The sequence below is a fragment of the Psychrobacter cibarius genome, assembly GCA_030686115.1.
GTDB classification, from domain to species: domain Bacteria; phylum Pseudomonadota; class Gammaproteobacteria; order Pseudomonadales; family Moraxellaceae; genus Psychrobacter; species Psychrobacter cibarius_C.
In genome coordinates this window covers 3,292,160-3,317,665 of the sequence record CP131612.1, presented here as the reverse complement: position 1 = coordinate 3,317,665, position 25,506 = coordinate 3,292,160, and the positions used below count along the sequence as shown (strand labels likewise).

Here is a 25,506-nt window from a genome sequence, read left to right as displayed (position 1 = left end):
TCCCAGGGGTTGATTACTAAAAAAAGTAAAGAGAACTGAATCAAGCGTATAAACATAGGTGATATCGTTATCATAATTAGATCTTATGACACTTTGAAGTCAACACTTATTTATAAGTTAGACTACTTGGGGTTGTATGGTCAAGTAATGAAGCGCACATGGTGGATGCCTTGGCAGTCAGAGGCGATGAAAGACGTGACAGCCTGCGATAAGCTTCGGGGAGGCGGCAATATCCTGTGATCCGGAGATTTCTGAATGGGGAAACCCACCTACCATAAGGTAGGTATCTTGTACTTGTACAAGAAGCGAACGAGGGGAAGTGAAACATCTCAGTACCCTTAGGAATAGACATCAAATGAGATTCCCCTAGTAGCGGCGAGCGAACGGGGAGAAGCCGATTAATGCTAATGTAGAAGAACAGCGTGGGAAAGCTGACCGTAGTAGGTGATAGTCCTGTATTCGAAACATTAGCGTTAACATATTAAGTAGAGCGGGGCACGAGAAATCCTGTTTGAAGATGGGGGGACCATCCTCCAAGGCTAAATACTCCTGACTGACCGATAGTGAACCAGTACCGTGAGGGAAAGGCGAAAAGAACCCCTGTGAGGGGAGTGAAATAGAACCTGAAACCGTGTGCGTACAAGCAGTGGGAGCCTTAATTTATTAGGGTGACCGCGTACCTTTTGTATAATGGGTCAGCGACTTATATTCTGTAGCAAGGTTAACCGTTTAGGGGAGCCGTAGGGAAACCGAGTCTTAATAGGGCGCCATAGTTGCAGGGTATAGACCCGAAACCGAGTGATCTATCCATGAGCAGGTTGAAAGTGCCGTAACAGGCACCGGAGGACCGAACCCACTGTCGTTGAAAAGCCAGGGGATGACTTGTGGATAGGGGTGAAAGGCTAATCAAACTCGGTGATAGCTGGTTCTCCCCGAAAGCTATTTAGGTAGCGCCTCGGACGAACACCATTGGGGGTAGAGCACTGTTTCGGCTAGGGGGTCATACCGACTTACCAAACCGATGCAAACTCCGAATACCGATGAGTGATATCCGGGAGACACACAGTGGGTGCTAACGTCCATTGTGGAGAGGGAAACAACCCAGACCGCCAGCTAAGGCCCCAAATTCCTAGTTAAGTGGGAAACGAGGTGGGAAGGCATAGACAGCTAGGAGGTTGGCTTAGAAGCAGCCATCCTTTAAAGAAAGCGTAATAGCTCACTAGTCGAGTCGGCCCGCGCGGAAGATGTAACGGGGCTCAAACTAGGAGCCGAAGCTGCGGATTTGAATTTGTTTTCAAGTGGTAGGGGAGCGTTGTGTAAGCCTGTGAAGGTGTGTCGTAAGGCATGCTGGAGGTATCACAAGAGCGAATGCTGACGTGAGTAACGATAATGCGAGTGAAAAGCTCGCACGCCGGAAGATCAAGGGTTCCAGTCCAACGTTAATCGGGGCTGGGTGAGTCGACCCCTAAGGCGAGGCCGAAAGGCGTAGTCGATGGGAAATCGGTTAATATTCCGATACTTGTTTATAATGCGATGGAGGGACGGAGAAGGTTATGTCAGCCTGGCGTTGGTTGTCCAGGTGAAAGGATGTAGGCTTACAACTTAGGTAAATCCGGGTTGTTATATGGCTGAGATCTGATAGCAAGCTGTACTTGTACAGTGAAGTGGCAAATACCATGCTTCCAGGAAAAGCTTCTAAGCAATAGTTATAAACGAATCGTACCCTAAACCGACACAGGTGATCAGGTAGAGAATACCAAGGCGCTTGAGAGAACTCTGCTGAAGGAACTAGGCAAAATGGTACCGTAACTTCGGGAGAAGGTACGCTGCTGATGGTGATAGGACACGCTCCTTGAGCTGTTGGCAGTCGCAGATACCAGGCTGCTGCAACTGTTTATTAAAAACACAGCACTCTGCAAACACGAAAGTGGACGTATAGGGTGTGATGTCTGCCCGGTGCTGGAAGGTTAATTGATGGGGTTAGCGTAAGCGAAGCTCTTGATCGAAGCCCCAGTAAACGGCGGCCGTAACTATAACGGTCCTAAGGTAGCGAAATTCCTTGTCGGGTAAGTTCCGACCTGCACGAATGACATAATGATGGCAGCGCTGTCTCCAGCAGAGACTCAGTGAAATCGAAATCGCAGTGAAGATGCTGTGTACCCGCGGCTAGACGGAAAGACCCCGTGAACCTTTACTACAGCTTTACATTGAACTTTGACCTGACTTGTGCAGGATAGGTGGGAGGCTTTGAAGCCGAGACGCTAGTCTCGGTGGAGCCAATCTTGAAATACCACCCTGGTCATGTTGGGGTTCTAACTCAGGTATAACAATACCGAGGACAATGTATGGTGGGTAGTTTGACTGGGGCGGTCTCCTCCTAAAGAGTAACGGAGGAGTACGAAGGTGCGCTCAGACCGGTCGGAAATCGGTCGTAGAGTATAAAGGCAAAAGCGCGCTTAACTGCGAGACCCACAAGTCGAGCAGGTACGAAAGTAGGTCTTAGTGATCCGGTGGTTCTGTATGGAAGGGCCATCGCTCAACGGATAAAAGGTACTCTGGGGATAACAGGCTGATACCGCCCAAGAGTTCATATCGACGGCGGTGTTTGGCACCTCGATGTCGGCTCATCTCATCCTAGGGCTGAAGCAGGTCCTAAGGGTATGGCTGTTCGCCATTTAAAGAGGTACGCGAGCTGGGTTTAGAACGTCGTGAGACAGTTCGGTCCCTATCTACCGTGGGCGTTGGAAATTTGAGAGGATCTGCTCCTAGTACGAGAGGACCAGAGTGGACGAACCTCTGGTGTTCGGGTTGTCACGCCAGTGGCATTGCCCGGTAGCTACGTTCGGATGGGATAACCGCTGAAAGCATCTAAGCGGGAAGCCCACCTCAAGATTAGATTTCCCTAAAGAGCCGTTGAAGACTACGACGTTGATAGGCAGGGTGTGGAAGTGCAGCGATGCATGTAGCTAACCTGTACTAATTGCTCGTTTGGCTTGACCATACAACACCCAAGTGGTTTGTATGAAAGCTCTAATTAATCTATCTTGTATAAGCGAAAGCTTATAGAAACGAGAGAATATTTCGATATCACCTTTAACCTTGATTCAGTTAGGTTACTGTTGGTCGACTAAAAAGTAACATTTGAAGTCAATAATAACAACATCAGACTCATATCTAACCCCCTTTGCTGACGACAATAGCATGATGGCACCACCTGATCCCTTCCCGAACTCAGAAGTGAAACATCATTGCGCCAATGGTAGTGTGGGTTCGCCCATGTGAGAGTAGGTCATCGTCAGCTCTCTATTCTAAAGATAAACCCCCTTCTGCTTATGCAGAAGGGGGTTTTCTTTGCGTGCGGGTTGAGATTTAGTTAGTGTTGGTAAAACTATATTAGTTTCCCAATTGATTCGAGAAGTTAGAAAATAGAGGGTATTTTGATGTCGTTCTCTAGAATCTTTACCTATTTAATAGGTTTCTAGTATTCAGTGCCAAATCCATGAAAACAAATATCCCCTCTAACCCATTGAAAACCATACACAATTAAAAGTCTTATCAAATAAACCTAAAAACCTCTGATAAAGCGGTTGACACTCTCGTCAGAATCTATATAATACGCCCCACAGCAAAGGAAGCTAAGCAGTAAGTTAACCAACTTATTACTTAGATTACCAAGCTAAGACAAAACATAAAAAAGCTTGACAAACCAAATCATCATGATATGATAGTCGGCTCGCTAGATAGGATAAGTTATTAACTTAGACTGAATAGCAAAGAGAAATACCCTATATAATCATCTACTGGACGACAGTAGCGTGACACTATTTAAAAGCATAACTAAAGAACAACTTGTGTGGATTTTTGCTGATTCAGAATGCTAAAAAATAAAGTTGGTTTTAACTCCTTTTCGGAGTTCATTCTAACTATAAAAATTATCATTTAAGACAGCAGAAAAACTCAAAGTTAATTCATTACGAACATAATTTTTAGCGATTTTGCCAGATTAGATGAGCCAAGTTTAGAAGCTTCTTTAAAGAGCTTCATAGCAAGATTAAACTGAAGAGTTTGATCATGGCTCAGATTGAACGCTGGCGGCAGGCTTAACACATGCAAGTCGAGCGGTAACAGGAGAAGCTTGCTTCTCGCTGACGAGCGGCGGACGGGTGAGTAATACTTAGGAATCTACCTAGTAGTGGGGGATAGCACGGGGAAACTCGTATTAATACCGCATACGACCTACGGGAGAAAGGGGGCAGTTTACTGCTCTCGCTATTAGATGAGCCTAAGTCGGATTAGCTAGATGGTGGGGTAAAGGCCTACCATGGCGACGATCTGTAGCTGGTCTGAGAGGATGATCAGCCACACCGGGACTGAGACACGGCCCGGACTCCTACGGGAGGCAGCAGTGGGGAATATTGGACAATGGGGGAAACCCTGATCCAGCCATGCCGCGTGTGTGAAGAAGGCCTTTTGGTTGTAAAGCACTTTAAGCAGTGAAGAAGACTCCATGGTTAATACCCATGGACGATGACATTAGCTGCAGAATAAGCACCGGCTAACTCTGTGCCAGCAGCCGCGGTAATACAGAGGGTGCAAGCGTTAATCGGAATTACTGGGCGTAAAGGGAGCGTAGGTGGCTCTATAAGTCAGATGTGAAATCCCCGGGCTTAACCTGGGAACTGCATCTGAAACTGTAGAGCTAGAGTATGTGAGAGGAAGGTAGAATTCCAGGTGTAGCGGTGAAATGCGTAGAGATCTGGAGGAATACCGATGGCGAAGGCAGCCTTCTGGCATAATACTGACACTGAGGCTCGAAAGCGTGGGTAGCAAACAGGATTAGATACCCTGGTAGTCCACGCCGTAAACGATGTCTACTAGTCGTTGGGTCCCTTGAGGACTTAGTGACGCAGCTAACGCAATAAGTAGACCGCCTGGGGAGTACGGCCGCAAGGTTAAAACTCAAATGAATTGACGGGGGCCCGCACAAGCGGTGGAGCATGTGGTTTAATTCGATGCAACGCGAAGAACCTTACCTGGTCTTGACATATCTAGAATCCTGCAGAGATGCGGGAGTGCCTTCGGGAATTAGAATACAGGTGCTGCATGGCTGTCGTCAGCTCGTGTCGTGAGATGTTGGGTTAAGTCCCGCAACGAGCGCAACCCTTGTCCTTAGTTACCAGCGGGTTAAGCCGGGAACTCTAAGGATACTGCCAGTGACAAACTGGAGGAAGGCGGGGACGACGTCAAGTCATCATGGCCCTTACGACCAGGGCTACACACGTGCTACAATGGTAGGTACAGAGGGCAGCTACACAGCGATGTGATGCGAATCTCAAAAAGCCTATCGTAGTCCAGATTGGAGTCTGCAACTCGACTCCATGAAGTAGGAATCGCTAGTAATCGCGGATCAGAATGCCGCGGTGAATACGTTCCCGGGCCTTGTACACACCGCCCGTCACACCATGGGAGTTGATTGCACCAGAAGTGGATAGCTTAACCTTCGGGGGAGCGTTCACCACGGTGTGGTTGATGACTGGGGTGAAGTCGTAACAAGGTAGCCGTAGGGGAACCTGCGGCTGGATCACCTCCTTATAGATGGCATTCGGTCAGCAAGAATTCACAACAAGTTGTTCTTTAGTTTAAGCTTACGTTTTAACAAGCGTAATTGGGTCTGTAGCTCAGCTGGTTAGAGCACCGTGTTGATAACGCGGGGGTCAGTGGTTCAAGTCCACTTAGACCCACCATTTTATAATGGGGCCATAGCTCAGTTGGTAGAGCGCCTGCCTTGCACGCAGGAGGTCAACGGTTCGACTCCGTTTGGCTCCACCACTATAGACGAATAAGCTTTAAGTGCTAATAGTATAAATAGAAACAAGTGATTTTAACTGATTACTTCTTTCTGTTTTATACAGAATCTGTGACTCGACGAGAGCATAGAGACTATTTAAAAACATAGATATGAGTCTGGGTTAGGAAGAGCGTGTTCACGCGCACTTCTTAACCTTAGTAATCAACCTCTTAACGACATCAGTTGTTATCCCAGGGGTTGATTACTAAAAAAAGTAAAGAGAACTGAATCAAGCGTATAAACATAGGTGATATCGTTATCATAATTAGATCTTATGACACTTTGAAGTCAACACTTATTTATAAGTTAGACTACTTGGGGTTGTATGGTCAAGTAATGAAGCGCACATGGTGGATGCCTTGGCAGTCAGAGGCGATGAAAGACGTGACAGCCTGCGATAAGCTTCGGGGAGGCGGCAATATCCTGTGATCCGGAGATTTCTGAATGGGGAAACCCACCTACCATAAGGTAGGTATCTTGTACTTGTACAAGAAGCGAACGAGGGGAAGTGAAACATCTCAGTACCCTTAGGAATAGACATCAAATGAGATTCCCCTAGTAGCGGCGAGCGAACGGGGAGAAGCCGATTAATGCTAATGTAGAAGAACAGCGTGGGAAAGCTGACCGTAGTAGGTGATAGTCCTGTATTCGAAACATTAGCGTTAACATATTAAGTAGAGCGGGGCACGAGAAATCCTGTTTGAAGATGGGGGGACCATCCTCCAAGGCTAAATACTCCTGACTGACCGATAGTGAACCAGTACCGTGAGGGAAAGGCGAAAAGAACCCCTGTGAGGGGAGTGAAATAGAACCTGAAACCGTGTGCGTACAAGCAGTGGGAGCCTTAATTTATTAGGGTGACCGCGTACCTTTTGTATAATGGGTCAGCGACTTATATTCTGTAGCAAGGTTAACCGTTTAGGGGAGCCGTAGGGAAACCGAGTCTTAATAGGGCGCCATAGTTGCAGGGTATAGACCCGAAACCGAGTGATCTATCCATGAGCAGGTTGAAAGTGCCGTAACAGGCACCGGAGGACCGAACCCACTGTCGTTGAAAAGCCAGGGGATGACTTGTGGATAGGGGTGAAAGGCTAATCAAACTCGGTGATAGCTGGTTCTCCCCGAAAGCTATTTAGGTAGCGCCTCGGACGAACACCATTGGGGGTAGAGCACTGTTTCGGCTAGGGGGTCATACCGACTTACCAAACCGATGCAAACTCCGAATACCGATGAGTGATATCCGGGAGACACACAGTGGGTGCTAACGTCCATTGTGGAGAGGGAAACAACCCAGACCGCCAGCTAAGGCCCCAAATTCCTAGTTAAGTGGGAAACGAGGTGGGAAGGCATAGACAGCTAGGAGGTTGGCTTAGAAGCAGCCATCCTTTAAAGAAAGCGTAATAGCTCACTAGTCGAGTCGGCCCGCGCGGAAGATGTAACGGGGCTCAAACTAGGAGCCGAAGCTGCGGATTTGAATTTGTTTTCAAGTGGTAGGGGAGCGTTGTGTAAGCCTGTGAAGGTGTGTCGTAAGGCATGCTGGAGGTATCACAAGAGCGAATGCTGACGTGAGTAACGATAATGCGAGTGAAAAGCTCGCACGCCGGAAGATCAAGGGTTCCAGTCCAACGTTAATCGGGGCTGGGTGAGTCGACCCCTAAGGCGAGGCCGAAAGGCGTAGTCGATGGGAAATCGGTTAATATTCCGATACTTGTTTATAATGCGATGGAGGGACGGAGAAGGTTATGTCAGCCTGGCGTTGGTTGTCCAGGTGAAAGGATGTAGGCTTACAACTTAGGTAAATCCGGGTTGTTATATGGCTGAGATCTGATAGCAAGCTGTACTTGTACAGTGAAGTGGCAAATACCATGCTTCCAGGAAAAGCTTCTAAGCAATAGTTATAAACGAATCGTACCCTAAACCGACACAGGTGATCAGGTAGAGAATACCAAGGCGCTTGAGAGAACTCTGCTGAAGGAACTAGGCAAAATGGTACCGTAACTTCGGGAGAAGGTACGCTGCTGATGGTGATAGGACACGCTCCTTGAGCTGTTGGCAGTCGCAGATACCAGGCTGCTGCAACTGTTTATTAAAAACACAGCACTCTGCAAACACGAAAGTGGACGTATAGGGTGTGATGTCTGCCCGGTGCTGGAAGGTTAATTGATGGGGTTAGCGTAAGCGAAGCTCTTGATCGAAGCCCCAGTAAACGGCGGCCGTAACTATAACGGTCCTAAGGTAGCGAAATTCCTTGTCGGGTAAGTTCCGACCTGCACGAATGACATAATGATGGCAGCGCTGTCTCCAGCAGAGACTCAGTGAAATCGAAATCGCAGTGAAGATGCTGTGTACCCGCGGCTAGACGGAAAGACCCCGTGAACCTTTACTACAGCTTTACATTGAACTTTGACCTGACTTGTGCAGGATAGGTGGGAGGCTTTGAAGCCGAGACGCTAGTCTCGGTGGAGCCAATCTTGAAATACCACCCTGGTCATGTTGGGGTTCTAACTCAGGTATAACAATACCGAGGACAATGTATGGTGGGTAGTTTGACTGGGGCGGTCTCCTCCTAAAGAGTAACGGAGGAGTACGAAGGTGCGCTCAGACCGGTCGGAAATCGGTCGTAGAGTATAAAGGCAAAAGCGCGCTTAACTGCGAGACCCACAAGTCGAGCAGGTACGAAAGTAGGTCTTAGTGATCCGGTGGTTCTGTATGGAAGGGCCATCGCTCAACGGATAAAAGGTACTCTGGGGATAACAGGCTGATACCGCCCAAGAGTTCATATCGACGGCGGTGTTTGGCACCTCGATGTCGGCTCATCTCATCCTAGGGCTGAAGCAGGTCCTAAGGGTATGGCTGTTCGCCATTTAAAGAGGTACGCGAGCTGGGTTTAGAACGTCGTGAGACAGTTCGGTCCCTATCTACCGTGGGCGTTGGAAATTTGAGAGGATCTGCTCCTAGTACGAGAGGACCAGAGTGGACGAACCTCTGGTGTTCGGGTTGTCACGCCAGTGGCATTGCCCGGTAGCTACGTTCGGATGGGATAACCGCTGAAAGCATCTAAGCGGGAAGCCCACCTCAAGATTAGATTTCCCTAAAGAGCCGTTGAAGACTACGACGTTGATAGGCAGGGTGTGGAAGTGCAGCGATGCATGTAGCTAACCTGTACTAATTGCTCGTTTGGCTTGACCATACAACACCCAAGTGGTTTGTATGAAAGCTCTAATTAATCTATCTTGTATAAGCGAAAGCTTATAGAAACGAGAGAATATTTCGATATCACCTTTAACCTTGATTCAGTTAGGTTACAAGTTGATCGACAACAAGCTAATACTTGACGTCAAACAATAAAAATAACAGACTCATATCTAACCCCCTTTGCTGACGACAATAGCATGATGGCACCACCTGATCCCTTCCCGAACTCAGAAGTGAAACATCATTGCGCCAATGGTAGTGTGGGTTCGCCCATGTGAGAGTAGGTCATCGTCAGCTCTCTATTCAAAGTAAAACCCCCTTCTGCATAAGCAGAAGGGGGTTTTACTTTGCGCGCGGTTTGAGAAAATAGGCTTGGTTCGGAGTCTCCCAGTAAATAAAAGCGACCGGAGACTGATTTGGATCTATTTCTTAACGATGATTACTAACGAAGCTGATTAGATAAGCTTTATTTCAGGCTATTTAAAGTGTTTTTTAGGTTTAAAGAAGTCATTAACTCATCGAATGCCAACTCAATATAAGATCTACAGGTATTTCTAGCGTTTAGACCCAAATACATCGAATCCCTATTTTCCTCTAACCCATTGAAAACTATACACAATTAAAAGTCTTATCAAATAAACCTAAAAACCTCTGATAAAGCAATTGACATGGCTCTTAAACTCTATATAATACGCCCCACAGCAAAGGAAGCTAAGCAGTAAGTTAACCAACTTATTACTTAGATTACCAAGCTAAGACAAAACATAAAAAAGCTTGACAAATCAAATCATTATGATAAGATAGTCGGCTCGCTAGATAGCTTGACCCGTAAGGGATTAAGGCTAAATAGCAATAGAATTACCCTATATATCAGTTACTGGACGACAGTGATTGAGCACTATTTAAAAGCATAACTAAAGAACAACTTGTGTGGATTTTTGCTGATTCAGAATGCTAAAAAATAAAGTTGGTTTTAACTCCTTTTCGGAGTTCATTCTAACTATAAAAATTATCATTTAAGACAGCAGAAAAACTCAAAGTTAATTCATTACGAACATAATTTTTAGCGATTTTGCCAGATTAGATGAGCCAAGTTTAGAAGCTTCTTTAAAGAGCTTCATAGCAAGATTAAACTGAAGAGTTTGATCATGGCTCAGATTGAACGCTGGCGGCAGGCTTAACACATGCAAGTCGAGCGGTAACAGGAGAAGCTTGCTTCTCGCTGACGAGCGGCGGACGGGTGAGTAATACTTAGGAATCTACCTAGTAGTGGGGGATAGCACGGGGAAACTCGTATTAATACCGCATACGACCTACGGGAGAAAGGGGGCAGTTTACTGCTCTCGCTATTAGATGAGCCTAAGTCGGATTAGCTAGATGGTGGGGTAAAGGCCTACCATGGCGACGATCTGTAGCTGGTCTGAGAGGATGATCAGCCACACCGGGACTGAGACACGGCCCGGACTCCTACGGGAGGCAGCAGTGGGGAATATTGGACAATGGGGGAAACCCTGATCCAGCCATGCCGCGTGTGTGAAGAAGGCCTTTTGGTTGTAAAGCACTTTAAGCAGTGAAGAAGACTCCATGGTTAATACCCATGGACGATGACATTAGCTGCAGAATAAGCACCGGCTAACTCTGTGCCAGCAGCCGCGGTAATACAGAGGGTGCAAGCGTTAATCGGAATTACTGGGCGTAAAGGGAGCGTAGGTGGCTCTATAAGTCAGATGTGAAATCCCCGGGCTTAACCTGGGAACTGCATCTGAAACTGTAGAGCTAGAGTATGTGAGAGGAAGGTAGAATTCCAGGTGTAGCGGTGAAATGCGTAGAGATCTGGAGGAATACCGATGGCGAAGGCAGCCTTCTGGCATAATACTGACACTGAGGCTCGAAAGCGTGGGTAGCAAACAGGATTAGATACCCTGGTAGTCCACGCCGTAAACGATGTCTACTAGTCGTTGGGTCCCTTGAGGACTTAGTGACGCAGCTAACGCAATAAGTAGACCGCCTGGGGAGTACGGCCGCAAGGTTAAAACTCAAATGAATTGACGGGGGCCCGCACAAGCGGTGGAGCATGTGGTTTAATTCGATGCAACGCGAAGAACCTTACCTGGTCTTGACATATCTAGAATCCTGCAGAGATGCGGGAGTGCCTTCGGGAATTAGAATACAGGTGCTGCATGGCTGTCGTCAGCTCGTGTCGTGAGATGTTGGGTTAAGTCCCGCAACGAGCGCAACCCTTGTCCTTAGTTACCAGCGGGTTAAGCCGGGAACTCTAAGGATACTGCCAGTGACAAACTGGAGGAAGGCGGGGACGACGTCAAGTCATCATGGCCCTTACGACCAGGGCTACACACGTGCTACAATGGTAGGTACAGAGGGCAGCTACACAGCGATGTGATGCGAATCTCAAAAAGCCTATCGTAGTCCAGATTGGAGTCTGCAACTCGACTCCATGAAGTAGGAATCGCTAGTAATCGCGGATCAGAATGCCGCGGTGAATACGTTCCCGGGCCTTGTACACACCGCCCGTCACACCATGGGAGTTGATTGCACCAGAAGTGGATAGCTTAACCTTCGGGGGAGCGTTCACCACGGTGTGGTTGATGACTGGGGTGAAGTCGTAACAAGGTAGCCGTAGGGGAACCTGCGGCTGGATCACCTCCTTATAGATGGCATTCGGTCAGCAAGAATTCACAACAAGTTGTTCTTTAGTTTAAGCTTACGTTTTAACAAGCGTAATTGGGTCTGTAGCTCAGCTGGTTAGAGCACCGTGTTGATAACGCGGGGGTCAGTGGTTCAAGTCCACTTAGACCCACCATTTTATAATGGGGCCATAGCTCAGTTGGTAGAGCGCCTGCCTTGCACGCAGGAGGTCAACGGTTCGACTCCGTTTGGCTCCACCACTATAGACGAATAAGCTTTAAGTGCTAATAGTATAAATAGAAACAAGTGATTTTAACTGATTACTTCTTTCTGTTTTATACAGAATCTGTGACTCGACGAGAGCATAGAGACTATTTAAAAACATAGATATGAGTCTGGGTTAGGAAGAGCGTGTTCACGCGCACTTCTTAACCTTAGTAATCAACCTCTTAACGACATCAGTTGTTATCCCAGGGGTTGATTACTAAAAAAAGTAAAGAGAACTGAATCAAGCGTATAAACATAGGTGATATCGTTATCATAATTAGATCTTATGACACTTTGAAGTCAACACTTATTTATAAGTTAGACTACTTGGGGTTGTATGGTCAAGTAATGAAGCGCACATGGTGGATGCCTTGGCAGTCAGAGGCGATGAAAGACGTGACAGCCTGCGATAAGCTTCGGGGAGGCGGCAATATCCTGTGATCCGGAGATTTCTGAATGGGGAAACCCACCTACCATAAGGTAGGTATCTTGTACTTGTACAAGAAGCGAACGAGGGGAAGTGAAACATCTCAGTACCCTTAGGAATAGACATCAAATGAGATTCCCCTAGTAGCGGCGAGCGAACGGGGAGAAGCCGATTAATGCTAATGTAGAAGAACAGCGTGGGAAAGCTGACCGTAGTAGGTGATAGTCCTGTATTCGAAACATTAGCGTTAACATATTAAGTAGAGCGGGGCACGAGAAATCCTGTTTGAAGATGGGGGGACCATCCTCCAAGGCTAAATACTCCTGACTGACCGATAGTGAACCAGTACCGTGAGGGAAAGGCGAAAAGAACCCCTGTGAGGGGAGTGAAATAGAACCTGAAACCGTGTGCGTACAAGCAGTGGGAGCCTTAATTTATTAGGGTGACCGCGTACCTTTTGTATAATGGGTCAGCGACTTATATTCTGTAGCAAGGTTAACCGTTTAGGGGAGCCGTAGGGAAACCGAGTCTTAATAGGGCGCCATAGTTGCAGGGTATAGACCCGAAACCGAGTGATCTATCCATGAGCAGGTTGAAAGTGCCGTAACAGGCACCGGAGGACCGAACCCACTGTCGTTGAAAAGCCAGGGGATGACTTGTGGATAGGGGTGAAAGGCTAATCAAACTCGGTGATAGCTGGTTCTCCCCGAAAGCTATTTAGGTAGCGCCTCGGACGAACACCATTGGGGGTAGAGCACTGTTTCGGCTAGGGGGTCATACCGACTTACCAAACCGATGCAAACTCCGAATACCGATGAGTGATATCCGGGAGACACACAGTGGGTGCTAACGTCCATTGTGGAGAGGGAAACAACCCAGACCGCCAGCTAAGGCCCCAAATTCCTAGTTAAGTGGGAAACGAGGTGGGAAGGCATAGACAGCTAGGAGGTTGGCTTAGAAGCAGCCATCCTTTAAAGAAAGCGTAATAGCTCACTAGTCGAGTCGGCCCGCGCGGAAGATGTAACGGGGCTCAAACTAGGAGCCGAAGCTGCGGATTTGAATTTGTTTTCAAGTGGTAGGGGAGCGTTGTGTAAGCCTGTGAAGGTGTGTCGTAAGGCATGCTGGAGGTATCACAAGAGCGAATGCTGACGTGAGTAACGATAATGCGAGTGAAAAGCTCGCACGCCGGAAGATCAAGGGTTCCAGTCCAACGTTAATCGGGGCTGGGTGAGTCGACCCCTAAGGCGAGGCCGAAAGGCGTAGTCGATGGGAAATCGGTTAATATTCCGATACTTGTTTATAATGCGATGGAGGGACGGAGAAGGTTATGTCAGCCTGGCGTTGGTTGTCCAGGTGAAAGGATGTAGGCTTACAACTTAGGTAAATCCGGGTTGTTATATGGCTGAGATCTGATAGCAAGCTGTACTTGTACAGTGAAGTGGCAAATACCATGCTTCCAGGAAAAGCTTCTAAGCAATAGTTATAAACGAATCGTACCCTAAACCGACACAGGTGATCAGGTAGAGAATACCAAGGCGCTTGAGAGAACTCTGCTGAAGGAACTAGGCAAAATGGTACCGTAACTTCGGGAGAAGGTACGCTGCTGATGGTGATAGGACACGCTCCTTGAGCTGTTGGCAGTCGCAGATACCAGGCTGCTGCAACTGTTTATTAAAAACACAGCACTCTGCAAACACGAAAGTGGACGTATAGGGTGTGATGTCTGCCCGGTGCTGGAAGGTTAATTGATGGGGTTAGCGTAAGCGAAGCTCTTGATCGAAGCCCCAGTAAACGGCGGCCGTAACTATAACGGTCCTAAGGTAGCGAAATTCCTTGTCGGGTAAGTTCCGACCTGCACGAATGACATAATGATGGCAGCGCTGTCTCCAGCAGAGACTCAGTGAAATCGAAATCGCAGTGAAGATGCTGTGTACCCGCGGCTAGACGGAAAGACCCCGTGAACCTTTACTACAGCTTTACATTGAACTTTGACCTGACTTGTGCAGGATAGGTGGGAGGCTTTGAAGCCGAGACGCTAGTCTCGGTGGAGCCAATCTTGAAATACCACCCTGGTCATGTTGGGGTTCTAACTCAGGTATAACAATACCGAGGACAATGTATGGTGGGTAGTTTGACTGGGGCGGTCTCCTCCTAAAGAGTAACGGAGGAGTACGAAGGTGCGCTCAGACCGGTCGGAAATCGGTCGTAGAGTATAAAGGCAAAAGCGCGCTTAACTGCGAGACCCACAAGTCGAGCAGGTACGAAAGTAGGTCTTAGTGATCCGGTGGTTCTGTATGGAAGGGCCATCGCTCAACGGATAAAAGGTACTCTGGGGATAACAGGCTGATACCGCCCAAGAGTTCATATCGACGGCGGTGTTTGGCACCTCGATGTCGGCTCATCTCATCCTAGGGCTGAAGCAGGTCCTAAGGGTATGGCTGTTCGCCATTTAAAGAGGTACGCGAGCTGGGTTTAGAACGTCGTGAGACAGTTCGGTCCCTATCTACCGTGGGCGTTGGAAATTTGAGAGGATCTGCTCCTAGTACGAGAGGACCAGAGTGGACGAACCTCTGGTGTTCGGGTTGTCACGCCAGTGGCATTGCCCGGTAGCTACGTTCGGATGGGATAACCGCTGAAAGCATCTAAGCGGGAAGCCCACCTCAAGATTAGATTTCCCTAAAGAGCCGTTGAAGACTACGACGTTGATAGGCAGGGTGTGGAAGTGCAGCGATGCATGTAGCTAACCTGTACTAATTGCTCGTTTGGCTTGACCATACAACACCCAAGTGGTTTGTATGAAAGCTCTAATTAATCTATCTTGTATAAGCGAAAGCTTATAGAAACGAGAGAATATTTCGATATCACCTTTAACCTTGATTCAGTTAGGTTACTGTTGGTCGACTAAAAAGTAACATTTGAAGTCAATAATAACAACATCAGACTCATATCTAACCCCCTTTGCTGACGACAATAGCATGATGGCACCACCTGATCCCTTCCCGAACTCAGAAGTGAAACATCATTGCGCCAATGGTAGTGTGGGTTCGCCCATGTGAGAGTAGGTCATCGTCAGCTCTCTATTCCTGATTATCCCCCGACTAGTTATCTAGGCGGGGGATTTTCTTTGCGTGGGTTTAAAATCACTCAAGTAGCCTGAATTTTGTCCATTACACCAAATTTATTAAGTCAATATAATCATTTTTATATTAAAGTCTGCTAAAGTTTAGACTTTGAGTAATAATCAGTTTTCTACAAGGGTAAAGGAAATGCCTAGTCCAGAACTTATTGCATGGATAACATTATTTAAAGAAGTATTGCTTGGGTTAGCTGCTTTATTTGCAATTAGTATAGGGGTTTATGGAATAAGAGCTTGGAAAAGAGATCTTGTCGGCAAAGAAGTATATATAGCAACGAAAAAACTTGTCAGAGAAAGTCATCTTCTGTCTAAATCTGCTATTAGTTTACGGAATCCCATATATATAAGTGAAAAACTTCACTTCACTCAAGAAGATATTCTTCACTCTACAGAAATAGAGCGTTGGAGTAAAAGCGAAAGTAAAGCATATAACATACGCATAGATAAATTTGTTGATGCTAAAGAGAGTTATAGTTCAGCTAAGCTTGATTTGAGGGTATTAGTTGGATCTAAAGTATATGAGGGATTTTTACCATTCGATCACTTGATAGGTGAATCATTAAATCGTGTGCTTGCTTATTTAGAACTAATACATGATGAGAGATACGTTGCCTCACCTGAGTCACTAGCAATAATTAACGCGCAGAAAATAATGTATCCATCTAAGGATCTTGATGACGAACTGACTCGAAGACTTCAAGATGCGCGCGAAGAAGCTGAAAAGTCACTTCTTAATTATTTACATCGTAACGGTATCCGTGGATATAAAGTGCTACGTGACACTTCTTAAGTGTGTTTTTTCATAAAAATTTTATCGTGTAAAGTTTTTTTAATTTAGGCATCAAACTTACTAGCAGAGATACTTATACAATGACTTTTAATCACATTATTACAGATTGGAAATTTTGGTCTGCTTTTTTTGCTCTTTTAGCCTTGATACTTTCTCAAATGCCACCTATCCATATTCTTCTACGTAGAGCTAAACTAGATTTGGAAGTGTATTCTAGAATATTTATTACGCATAAAGTTGGTAATCCTAACCTACAAATCCATCTTATATTACGCAATATTGGCGGACGAGTTGTCCGTGTAAAAAAGATGAATGCAGTTATACTAAGGGATAACAAAAAAGTTATGTCTTTACCTGCTCAAACTTATGTTGCAAATCAAAAAGATAATCAACTGGTATTACTAACAAGTTTTGATTTAAAACCTCAAACCGAATGGAGTCATTTGGTAAGTTTTCTCAATTACTTTGATAGAAATGATGAAAAACTATACCGAGAAGCAGAAATTAAACTTAAGAACGAAATCTCACGTCGAATAGATGAGTCTGGAGAAAAGAATCGCGTAGAGGCTCCATCTGAAGTAGTTGAACCGTTTTATAATCTATTAGAAAGTAATTTTAAATGGTTTTCAGGTGATTACCTTTTGGAGATTGTTATAGAAACAAATACTCCAAGAGCCAATGTATCTAGAAAATATAGATTTACTATCTTTGAATCACAGACTGAAAGTCTTATGGATCATAAAAAAGGATATCCTAGTGGGGATGCTATTTTCTGGGAATCTGCATACTATGTTGGACAGTCAGTAGAAATCGAAGAAAAAAAATAGTTAAAAAAATCCAATTGCCTTAAATATTTTTAAAACAACTCACCCATCTCAACGTTTTCTTCAAAATCAAACCCCAATTGCTGATTCTTAAGCTGCCGCATCTGCTGGATACGCAGCTTACGTCCTGCGATAAGCCGTAGCACCTCGCGTTGCTGCTCTGTCGTCATATCATGCCATCGCTGGCGCTCCGTTCGACTGCGCAGGCAACCAAAGCAATAGCCTTTTTTATTGCTTTGGCAAAGACCAATACATGGATTGGCAATCTCAAACAGCTCAAACTGTTGGTTCATGGCGACTCCATTGCTATTATCGTCATTCCTTTGACTTGCATAAAACTATTATGACAATATTATTATGTCGCAAATACTGACTAATGGTGTGCCGTTTTATTGTTATTATTTTTGTTTAGCGGGTGCTATGCTTAGCGTCACTAGCCTATATAAGATAATCATAACAAAATTAATAAGTGAGATGATACGTGAACTTGATTTATATCCATGGACTGGACAGTGATGCGAACTCTACCAAGGGAATGCTATTAGAAAAATACTGCCAGCATCATCATCCTGATATCAATGTACTGCGTCCCGATTTGAATAAATCGCCACAAGACGTGTTCGATAAACTGATAAGTCTAGTTGAGGAATGGGGCAGCGACTCAAAAGTTGTATTCGTTGGTAGCTCATTGGGTGGCTATTTTTCTACCTTGGTGAGCAACCATACAGGCTGTGCGGCTTTACTATTAAATCCTAGTACTCAGCCACATGTGACATTACAGCGCTTTGCTCATGACTTACTTTTAAATAATGATAGTAATGAAGGTCAAGGCGAAGATGAATTGCCAAAGAATCAAATTCTCTATACGACTACTGGCGGTTGGGATATTACTTCTGCGGATTTGCAATGGTTTGCAGATCATCAGTTATCAGAAATTCATTATCCTAAAAAAATTGCTGTATTTATCAAAGAAGGCGATGAGTTATTAAATCCTGAATTGTCTAAAGCCTTTTATCAACAGCAAGGGAGTACGGTTATTTTACAAGCGGGTGGCGATCATCGGTTTAGTGACTTTGGTGAGCAGTTGCCGATGGTGATAAATATGCTACAAGATTTAGTATGAGTCTAAACAGGCGACATTATATGACGTGAGCGATGGACTATTAACCTTAACGTCGCTATTTTTGGTTATAATGGTTGAATAGAATTAATCAGACATGAATCGTTAAGGATGCATTTGTGAGTCAATATAATGCGCAATCGTTAGAAGTTTTAGAAGGGCTTGAGCCAGTACGTCGTCGTCCAGGTATGTATACCGACACCACCCGCCCAAACCATTTGGCGCAAGAAGTTATCGATAACTCAGTCGATGAGGCATTGGCGGGTTATGCTAAAACCATCAAGGTGCAACTGCATAGTGATGGCTCGTTGTCTGTCGAAGATGACGGGCGTGGTATGCCGACTGATATTCATCCTGAATTCAATCAATCGGGCATTGAGCTGATTTTAACTCGCTTACATGCTGGTGGGAAGTTTTCGACTTCTAATTATGAAGTGTCAGGCGGTCTGCATGGTGTGGGTATCTCTGTCGTCAATGCGTTATCAACACGTGTTGAGGTGACGGTATGGCGTGATAGTACACAGTTTGATATGGCGTTTGAAAATGGCGCACCAGTTACGCCGTTGACTGAAGCAATCAGCTCAAACAAACGCAAACGTGGTACCAGAGTGCATTTTTGGGCAGATGGTCGCTTTTTTGATACGCCTAAATTTAATGTAAAACAGCTCAAGCACAATCTAAAAGCCAAAGCGGTATTGGCAGCTGGGCTGACGATTGAATTTGTTGATGATATTAATAATGAAAAGGTGGTTTGGCAGTTTACTGACGGAGTGGTCGAATATCTAAGCGAACAGTTGGATGGTTTAGAAACCTTACCTGAAGCACCGTTTTATTATAATTACGATGCGAAAGCGGGCGAACGTGCTGCTATTACCTTTGCCTTGTCTTGGTTACCTGATGGTGGCACGCCGATTCAAGAAAGCTATGTGAACCTTATCCCGACGGCTCAGGGCGGTACGCACGTCAATGGACTGCGTACTGGTATCTTAGAGGCCTTACGTGAGTTTTGCGATATTCATAATTTGCTACCACGGAGTGTCAAGTTAACGGCAGAAGATGTCTGGGATGGGGTGAACTATATTCTGTCGCTTAAATTTTCTGAACCGCAGTTTTCAGGTCAAACCAAAGAGCGCTTATCTAGCCGCGAAGCTGCTGGGGCAGTACAGACATTGGCAAAAGATGCCTTTAGTCTGTGGTTAAATCAGCATGCCGATATGGGTACTCAAATCGCAGAGCTGGCGATTAATAAAGCTGGACGTCGTCTCAAGTCTGCCAAAAAAGTCGCCCGTAAGAAAATCACGCAAGGTCCTGCATTGCCGGGTAAGTTGGCAGACTGTCGTGGTGATTTGCGTGATGGTGCTGAGCTGTTTTTAGTAGAAGGGGATTCTGCGGGCGGTAGTGCTAAGCAAGCACGCGATCGCCACTATCAGGCGATTTTACCTTTGCGTGGGAAAATTCTAAATACGTGGGAGGTGTCATCAGATACGGTGTTATCGAGTCAAGAGATTCATGATATCGCTATTGCTATCGGTGTCGATCCTGCATCTGACGATCTGTCTGAGCTGCGTTATGACAAAGTCTGTATCTTAGCGGATGCGGATTCTGATGGTCTGCATATCGCCACGCTGATTTGCGCCTTATTTGTGAAGCATTTTCCTGCCTTGGTGGATGCGGGTCATTTATTTGTCGCCATGCCGCCATTGTATCGCGTGGATGTGGGCAAAGAGGTGCATTATGCGTTAGATGAGCCTGAGCTTCAGCACATTTTGGCCAATGTGACGGGCAATAAAAAAGCGCAGATTACCCGTTTTAAAGGCTTGGGTGAAATGAGTGCAGAGCAGTTACGTGAGACGACCATGAACCGTGATACTCGGCGTTTAGTTCAGCTAGATATGGATGACATGGTGCTGACCAATAGCGTGATGGATATGCTGCTGGCTAAAAAACGTGCTGCTGATCGCAAGGTTTGGCTTGAGAATAAAGGCAATTTGGCTGACATATCCTAATGGGCTTGATGGATATGTCCATCAATAGCTATATATTTATATAAGTTTATAAACCGGTAAGCTGGCAAGCAATAAAAGCCTATAAAATTCAATTTAGTTGTATAAGCTTAATGTTATTATGTAGGTATCTTTTATTATGTGGTGCCGTCATGACATCAAAGTTGTTTAATCGCTCAAAAACTGCTGCTTCTAAGTCTGTAGATTCTAAAATATTGCCCAAGCTTAGTAAAAAGCAGCTGGGTAGTTTAGTCCCGAAACGCGGTAATAAAATTGCGCCAGTGATTGCCTCAGCTATGCTAAAAGCTGCGGGTTGGCGTACAGTTGGAGAGATTCCAAATATTTCACAAGCCGTAGTTTTAGCGCTGCCGCATACTTCGAATATCGACGGGGTTTATGCGATACCCAGTTTATTCGCCCTAGATTTAAAAATCAGTATTATGGGTAAGCATACCTTATTTAAAGTGCCCGTATTTGCTCAGCTATTAAGCTGGATAGGGGTCATTCCCGTTGATCGTAGTGATAAAGGCTCAGTGCTGCAAGCAAGTATTGATAAGTTCAAAACAGGTAAGCCACTATTTTTGGGTTTAGCACCAGAAGGTACTCGTCAATATACTGAAACTTGGAAATCAGGCTTCTATTATTTAGCAGTGGGCGCTGGTGTACCTATTTTGCCAGTAGCGATGGATTACAAAACCAAAGAGATACGCTTTATGTCGTTGGTTCATCCTAGTGGTGATATCGAAGCCGATTTACCAAAAATTTATGCTCAGTATAAAGGGGTGATACCAAGACATCCCGAGCGCTTATCTCAACCATTACAAGATATCAATAATTCAGCTGAATAAAGTTTTTAAATGAGTTATGAGTATCTGTATTATATTAAGACCTCCAGACAGGTTAATGTCAGGGGGTCTTTTGTTTGTGAGGATGAATCTTAAGAATGGCTAAAAAACTAAGCATTGAGTTAGCTGTTGAACGTACTCACCCCGCCATCGACAGGTAAATTCATACCAGTAATGATGGCAGCGTCATCACTGGCTAAAAACATCACAGCGGCGGTTACATCAAACGGTGTCGCTGTCTTCCCTAGTGGAGAGTGGGTAATAAATGGATTTGGACTGATATCCGTTGCCACCAATCCAGCAGATACGGCATTAATACGTACATTATTTGGTATATTCTCTAATGCCAGCTTCTTTGTAATATCAGACAAATCCCTTTGCCTAGCTTTATATGTCTTCATATTCCAGTCTGCTGATATCTCCGTTAGCGTTGACACATTAACGATATTGCCTTGTGTTTTTATCAGTTCTGGAATAACTGACTGATGAATGCCAACCGCAGTATCTATATTGACCATCACATCAATATGTTTATATTTATCGCGTACATGCTTTATTAATCTTGCCGTTTGGGTCAGATCATTAATGTCACTGGTCACGGTAAGGTGGTTACCTGTATTGATCCATGTATGATCCTGTGGCAGATCCTCGTAGATGTATTCTAAAATATCGTTATTAATACCAACGATTATACAATTCGCTCCTTCTTGTGCAAACCTAAGCGCCGTTGCACGACCAATATCAGAATCTGCACCTGTTATAATGACAGTTTTTTCTTTAAAGCGCTTCATAACGTTCAATCCTTTTTATTATATGATGGTCATTAAATAATTTTAATAAATGTCTCTAAAAAATGTAATCAAAGGCAGCCCATAAGCGATAAGTTTGACTGCAAATCATGCTACTTTGCTATTATCATAACAACTCATTGCCCTGAAAGCGACTGCATTTAATAAGGCTTATTTTGTTAAGTTTTTCGTTGGTAGCCTGTCGTTATAGCAAAAACATTTGCGAATATTCAACATGCTCTAGTGTTATGCTCATCAATAGCAACTTACCATACAACGCGTCCATTCGATAATAAAAGGTTAACACTGTGTCTGACTCATCTATTACCCTATCTGATAATGATTGTCTTGTTAATGAGTTGACCTGCTATTTGCAGAAAGATGCTGTAGATATTGCTTTGACCAATATGCAGCATCTTGAGCATAAATATGACGCGTATTACCGTGCTCAGCAGTATCACTATCAATTGCCACTGGGTAACCTATCATTACTTGAGCTCATATTGTATTTGCCTGCTAAAAGTAGTCTGGTCGATATTGAAGCTGCGCGTGTGGCGGTAGTAAAGGCCGCGCTCATATGGCACAAGACATATCTCACTCAGCATAAAAATAACGCCAACATGAGCCATAATGTTTTAGTTTTTGATATTCAGCTCACCGATAAAGCTGAAGAAATCAATAAAATTAAGATAAATAACCAGCAACGACAACTTCTAAAACGGCTCACTCATGGTTTTGGTGTCCGCTATTTTATGGAAGATTTGGTGGTGGATATGAGCGACAGTATGCAGCAGCTACAAGTTTTTAGCTGGCATGACTGGCAGGCGATATTAGCAAGCCTACAAGCACCATGCGAGTTATGGCGGTTTTTGCATTATCGTTTAGGGCAATTACAGTATTCAGCCAGTAATCATGTCGCTAGCTTTGAATCAGAAGCAGGTCTAGTCACTCAGTTTTTACATAGCCCAACTTTATTTACGGACGCTATCGCAATAGATAATGCACTCATCAAATACGAGGTGCAAGATGAGCCCAATCCTGCATTAGTCGCTATGACGCTTGCCTACAAAAACAAAAGCACGACTGCGCAGATGTATCATCAGCATATGGCGCAAGCGGCAGCTCTGTGGTCGCAGCTAAGCACCCAAATGATAGAGATGCTCGATGAAGAAGTACTAGACAATGCTGATAAAGAGACACTAGGAATAAAACGCTGTTATTGGCAACAGCAGCTATTGGACGAGTCTTTATTTTCGCGCCATGAGCTGGTTCGAACTCTATATAGGCATCCTAAACAAGCACATGGTCTGCAAAAAGAAGGTTATGTCGTCCATCAGCACTCTTATGAGAGCTTGGGACGGCATTATGTATTAATATTTTATGGACAAGATGTTGAGAGTCAGCACAGTAAACAGGCTATTCAGCCAAACTTAGCAAAGATTGCACAGGATGTTGCGAGCCGCCTGCCAATAGCCGAGCTGCATCATGTGATTGTATTGGGCATTGATTTTATTGACGAGTCTAATGACACCTTTATTGATATCGACTTATGGATTCAACCCGTTGATCCGATGACCCAACGTGAACGGCAGCTGACCAAGCAATTACAGCGCTTAAAACAACAGCATAAAAAGCAAACGACAATTAACTTATCAGCAAGTAAAAATGAGCCAATGCGAATGCAATTAAATTTGAATATACCTGCACGGAAGACCAAGTCCTGAATATGATTTTACAGCGATGTTTTGTAGCGAGTCTTTCATAGAAACTAAATTTACGCCATAAAAAAAGACAGCCTAGGCTGTCTTTTTTATTCAAAATATATCGTTAACGATGACTTATTTTAAGTCATTATTATCAATATCAGTAAAGCCTTTATTACTTGGCGCTAGATTTGAACCAGTGTCGATATCGTCATCACTTGTTTCAACATGAGTGATATCTACATGACCCGTACCAAGATTGTTGGTATCGACAGTGCTAGTAGGTAAGTCACTAGTCATTGTACCTGAAGCAGCAGGAGTGTTCTCTCGAACTGAGTCAGCAACTTTTTCTTGTGTACTTGAGCTAGTATGAAGAGCAGATTTCGCTTTAGCTTCTTCACGTTCTTTGTCCATTTTATCCTGCATTTTACGTAGGAAACGGGCAGCGGCTTCTTGACCACCAAGACCAAATGAAAGGGCAAAGGCTACTGCTACGGCACCTAGTGTTAGACCAAAGGCTAGGTTAACGATAGAATCAGCAATACCCATCGCTTTTAGACCCATGGCAAGTACTAAACCCATGATTAGTACACGGACGATGTTTGCTAAGAATTGTGAGCCTTGCTCAGAACGCTCAACGACACCTGCAATGATATTGGCAAGCCAGAAGCCAATAAATAGGATAATTGCGCCCAAGATAATGTTGGCACCAAACGCAATAAACATGGCGATAATGGCTGAGATAGGCTCAAAACCTAGTAAGTCAGCGGCGGCAATTGAGGCAAATAACATCGCAAAGAAGATAATCGCATAACCAACAAGGTCAGAGACTCTCTTGTCGCCCATCGTTTCTTGTAAACCAACTTTCGCAGGCAATTGGTTAATCTCAGTGTTTTCGATCAAACCTTTGAGGATATTGGCAACCATGCGTACCACATAGAAGGTCACGACTAAAATCGCAACCGCCATAAAGATGTTTGGCAGTGCTTCCATGATTTTGTTCAGCATGTTTGTCGCAGGACGAGCAATCACTTCAATTTTTAATGCATTTAATGCAGCAATAATAGTTGGAATGATCACTACTAAAAATGCCAATGAACCAGCGATATTAGGTAAGCTATTTTTTTCGCTTAAACCTGCTTTTGTAGCCAATTCTTGAACATTAAAAGTAGAAACAAGATTAGTCACAATGCCGCGTACCACTTTGGCAATGATATAACCGACGACAAAGACAACACCTGCAATGAGGATGTTAGGAATAAAGCTAAAGATTTTATCAACCATGTTAGTCAATGGAGCAAATAAACCATCAAGCTCTAATTTCCCCAATACCATCGTTAAAACAACCAACAAGATGAACCAATAAACCATATCGGCAATCGTGCTACTCATCGGTTTTACACCTGCTTGAGCACTTAAACGCTCATCCATTGACGTTTTCGCCAATGCCGCGTTGATAGCTGTGCGTGCAACAGTAGCCAAGACCCAACCAATAATACCCACAGCGATAGCGCCGATAAGATTAGGGATAAATGCTAGGACTTGATTGACCATATTTGCAAACGGTGTCGAGATTGAGTTCAAATTCAATTGATTCAGCGCCCCAGAAATCGCGATGATAAAGATGAACCAAAATACAATCTTAGAGATAATACCTTCTAAATCGTAGGTCTTACCCGTTGAAGAGTTCATGCGTTGGTTCAGATTGACTCTAGATAATACATTACGAACCAGTGCTGCGATACCCAGTGCCACTAGCCAACCAATAATAAATATTAAAATAGCACCAATAATAGAGCCGATAGGCCCACCAAGATAACCGTTAAAAGATGTGTACATTGGATTCATCTTATCCTCCTTTAATCATCATACGAAAGCCACTCAACAATATCATCAGTACAGCTAGTGTTGAGC

Annotated in this window: 9 protein-coding genes, 4 tRNA genes and 8 rRNA genes; 18 read left to right on the top strand and 3 right to left on the bottom strand. The window is 44.7% G+C overall.

Annotation, left to right across the window (positions count from 1 at the left end; translation table 11 throughout):
• Window positions 1-138: 138 nt before the first annotated feature.
• The 14 genes from Q6344_14120 (at window position 139) to Q6344_14055 (ending at window position 17,136) form a co-directional block, all read left to right on the top strand.
• A 23S ribosomal RNA gene (locus Q6344_14120) occupies window positions 139-3,001 on the top strand.
• Between the two features lie 185 nt (window positions 3,002-3,186).
• Window positions 3,187-3,301 (top strand): 5S ribosomal RNA (gene rrf / locus Q6344_14115).
• A gap of 752 nt (window positions 3,302-4,053) precedes the next feature.
• Window positions 4,054-5,592 (top strand): 16S ribosomal RNA (locus Q6344_14110).
• 75 nt (window positions 5,593-5,667) lie between these two features.
• A tRNA-Ile gene (locus Q6344_14105) sits at window positions 5,668-5,744 on the top strand.
• 9 nt (window positions 5,745-5,753) lie between these two features.
• A tRNA-Ala gene (locus Q6344_14100) sits at window positions 5,754-5,829 on the top strand.
• A 346-nt stretch (window positions 5,830-6,175) separates the two neighbouring features.
• Window positions 6,176-9,038: ribosomal RNA gene (locus Q6344_14095) — 23S ribosomal RNA — on the top strand.
• 187 nt (window positions 9,039-9,225) lie between these two features.
• Window positions 9,226-9,340, top strand: a 5S ribosomal RNA gene (rrf, locus tag Q6344_14090).
• An 833-nt stretch (window positions 9,341-10,173) separates the two neighbouring features.
• Window positions 10,174-11,712, top strand: a 16S ribosomal RNA gene (locus Q6344_14085).
• Window positions 11,713-11,787: 75 nt separating this feature from the next.
• A tRNA-Ile gene (locus tag Q6344_14080) sits at window positions 11,788-11,864 on the top strand.
• Between the two features lie 9 nt (window positions 11,865-11,873).
• A tRNA-Ala gene (locus Q6344_14075) sits at window positions 11,874-11,949 on the top strand.
• 346 nt (window positions 11,950-12,295) lie between these two features.
• Window positions 12,296-15,158, top strand: a 23S ribosomal RNA gene (locus Q6344_14070).
• 185 nt (window positions 15,159-15,343) lie between these two features.
• Window positions 15,344-15,458, top strand: a 5S ribosomal RNA gene (gene rrf / locus Q6344_14065).
• The 16S, 23S and 5S rRNA genes sit together here with 4 tRNA genes alongside, the layout of an rRNA operon.
• Window positions 15,459-15,649: 191 nt before the next feature.
• Window positions 15,650-16,309 carry a hypothetical protein gene (locus Q6344_14060; GenBank protein ID WLG13697.1) on the top strand — a complete coding sequence of 220 codons (660 nt, stop codon included), beginning with the start codon at window positions 15,650-15,652 and terminating at the stop codon, window positions 16,307-16,309.
• Between the two features lie 80 nt (window positions 16,310-16,389).
• Window positions 16,390-17,136 carry a hypothetical protein gene (locus tag Q6344_14055; GenBank protein WLG13696.1) on the top strand — a complete coding sequence of 249 codons (747 nt, stop codon included), beginning with the start codon at window positions 16,390-16,392 and terminating at the stop codon, window positions 17,134-17,136.
• 29 nt (window positions 17,137-17,165) lie between these two features.
• Here Q6344_14055 and Q6344_14050 read toward each other — a convergent pair whose 3' ends face one another.
• Window positions 17,166-17,426 carry a DUF1289 domain-containing protein gene (locus Q6344_14050; GenBank protein WLG13695.1) on the bottom strand — a complete coding sequence of 87 codons (261 nt, stop codon included), beginning with the start codon at window positions 17,424-17,426 and terminating at the stop codon, window positions 17,166-17,168.
• 188 nt (window positions 17,427-17,614) lie between these two features.
• On the opposite strand from Q6344_14050, the gene Q6344_14045 reads away from it, so the two are divergent.
• From Q6344_14045 to Q6344_14035, 3 genes are all read left to right on the top strand, one after another.
• Window positions 17,615-18,256, top strand: coding sequence for a YqiA/YcfP family alpha/beta fold hydrolase (locus tag Q6344_14045; protein ID WLG13694.1), 642 nt, complete (start codon window positions 17,615-17,617; stop codon window positions 18,254-18,256).
• A gap of 116 nt (window positions 18,257-18,372) precedes the next feature.
• The gene (gene parE / locus Q6344_14040; GenBank protein WLG13693.1) at window positions 18,373-20,259 is read left to right on the top strand and encodes a DNA topoisomerase IV subunit B; all 1,887 of its coding nucleotides are present in this window, start codon (window positions 18,373-18,375) and stop codon (window positions 20,257-20,259) included.
• 149 nt (window positions 20,260-20,408) lie between these two features.
• Window positions 20,409-21,104, top strand: coding sequence for a lysophospholipid acyltransferase family protein (locus Q6344_14035; GenBank protein ID WLG13692.1), 696 nt, complete (start codon window positions 20,409-20,411; stop codon window positions 21,102-21,104).
• 119 nt (window positions 21,105-21,223) lie between these two features.
• On the opposite strand, the gene Q6344_14030 is transcribed toward Q6344_14035, so the two are convergent.
• Window positions 21,224-21,892 carry an SDR family oxidoreductase gene (locus tag Q6344_14030; GenBank protein ID WLG13691.1) on the bottom strand — a complete coding sequence of 223 codons (669 nt, stop codon included), beginning with the start codon at window positions 21,890-21,892 and terminating at the stop codon, window positions 21,224-21,226.
• A 305-nt stretch (window positions 21,893-22,197) separates the two neighbouring features.
• Between Q6344_14030 and Q6344_14025 the strand changes: the two genes are divergently transcribed.
• Window positions 22,198-23,613, top strand: coding sequence for a hypothetical protein (locus Q6344_14025; protein ID WLG13690.1), 1,416 nt, complete (start codon window positions 22,198-22,200; stop codon window positions 23,611-23,613).
• Between the two features lie 114 nt (window positions 23,614-23,727).
• Here Q6344_14025 and Q6344_14020 read toward each other — a convergent pair whose 3' ends face one another.
• Window positions 23,728-25,440, bottom strand: coding sequence for a mechanosensitive ion channel (locus tag Q6344_14020; protein ID WLG13689.1), 1,713 nt, complete (start codon window positions 25,438-25,440; stop codon window positions 23,728-23,730).
• Window positions 25,441-25,506 lie beyond the last annotated feature (66 nt).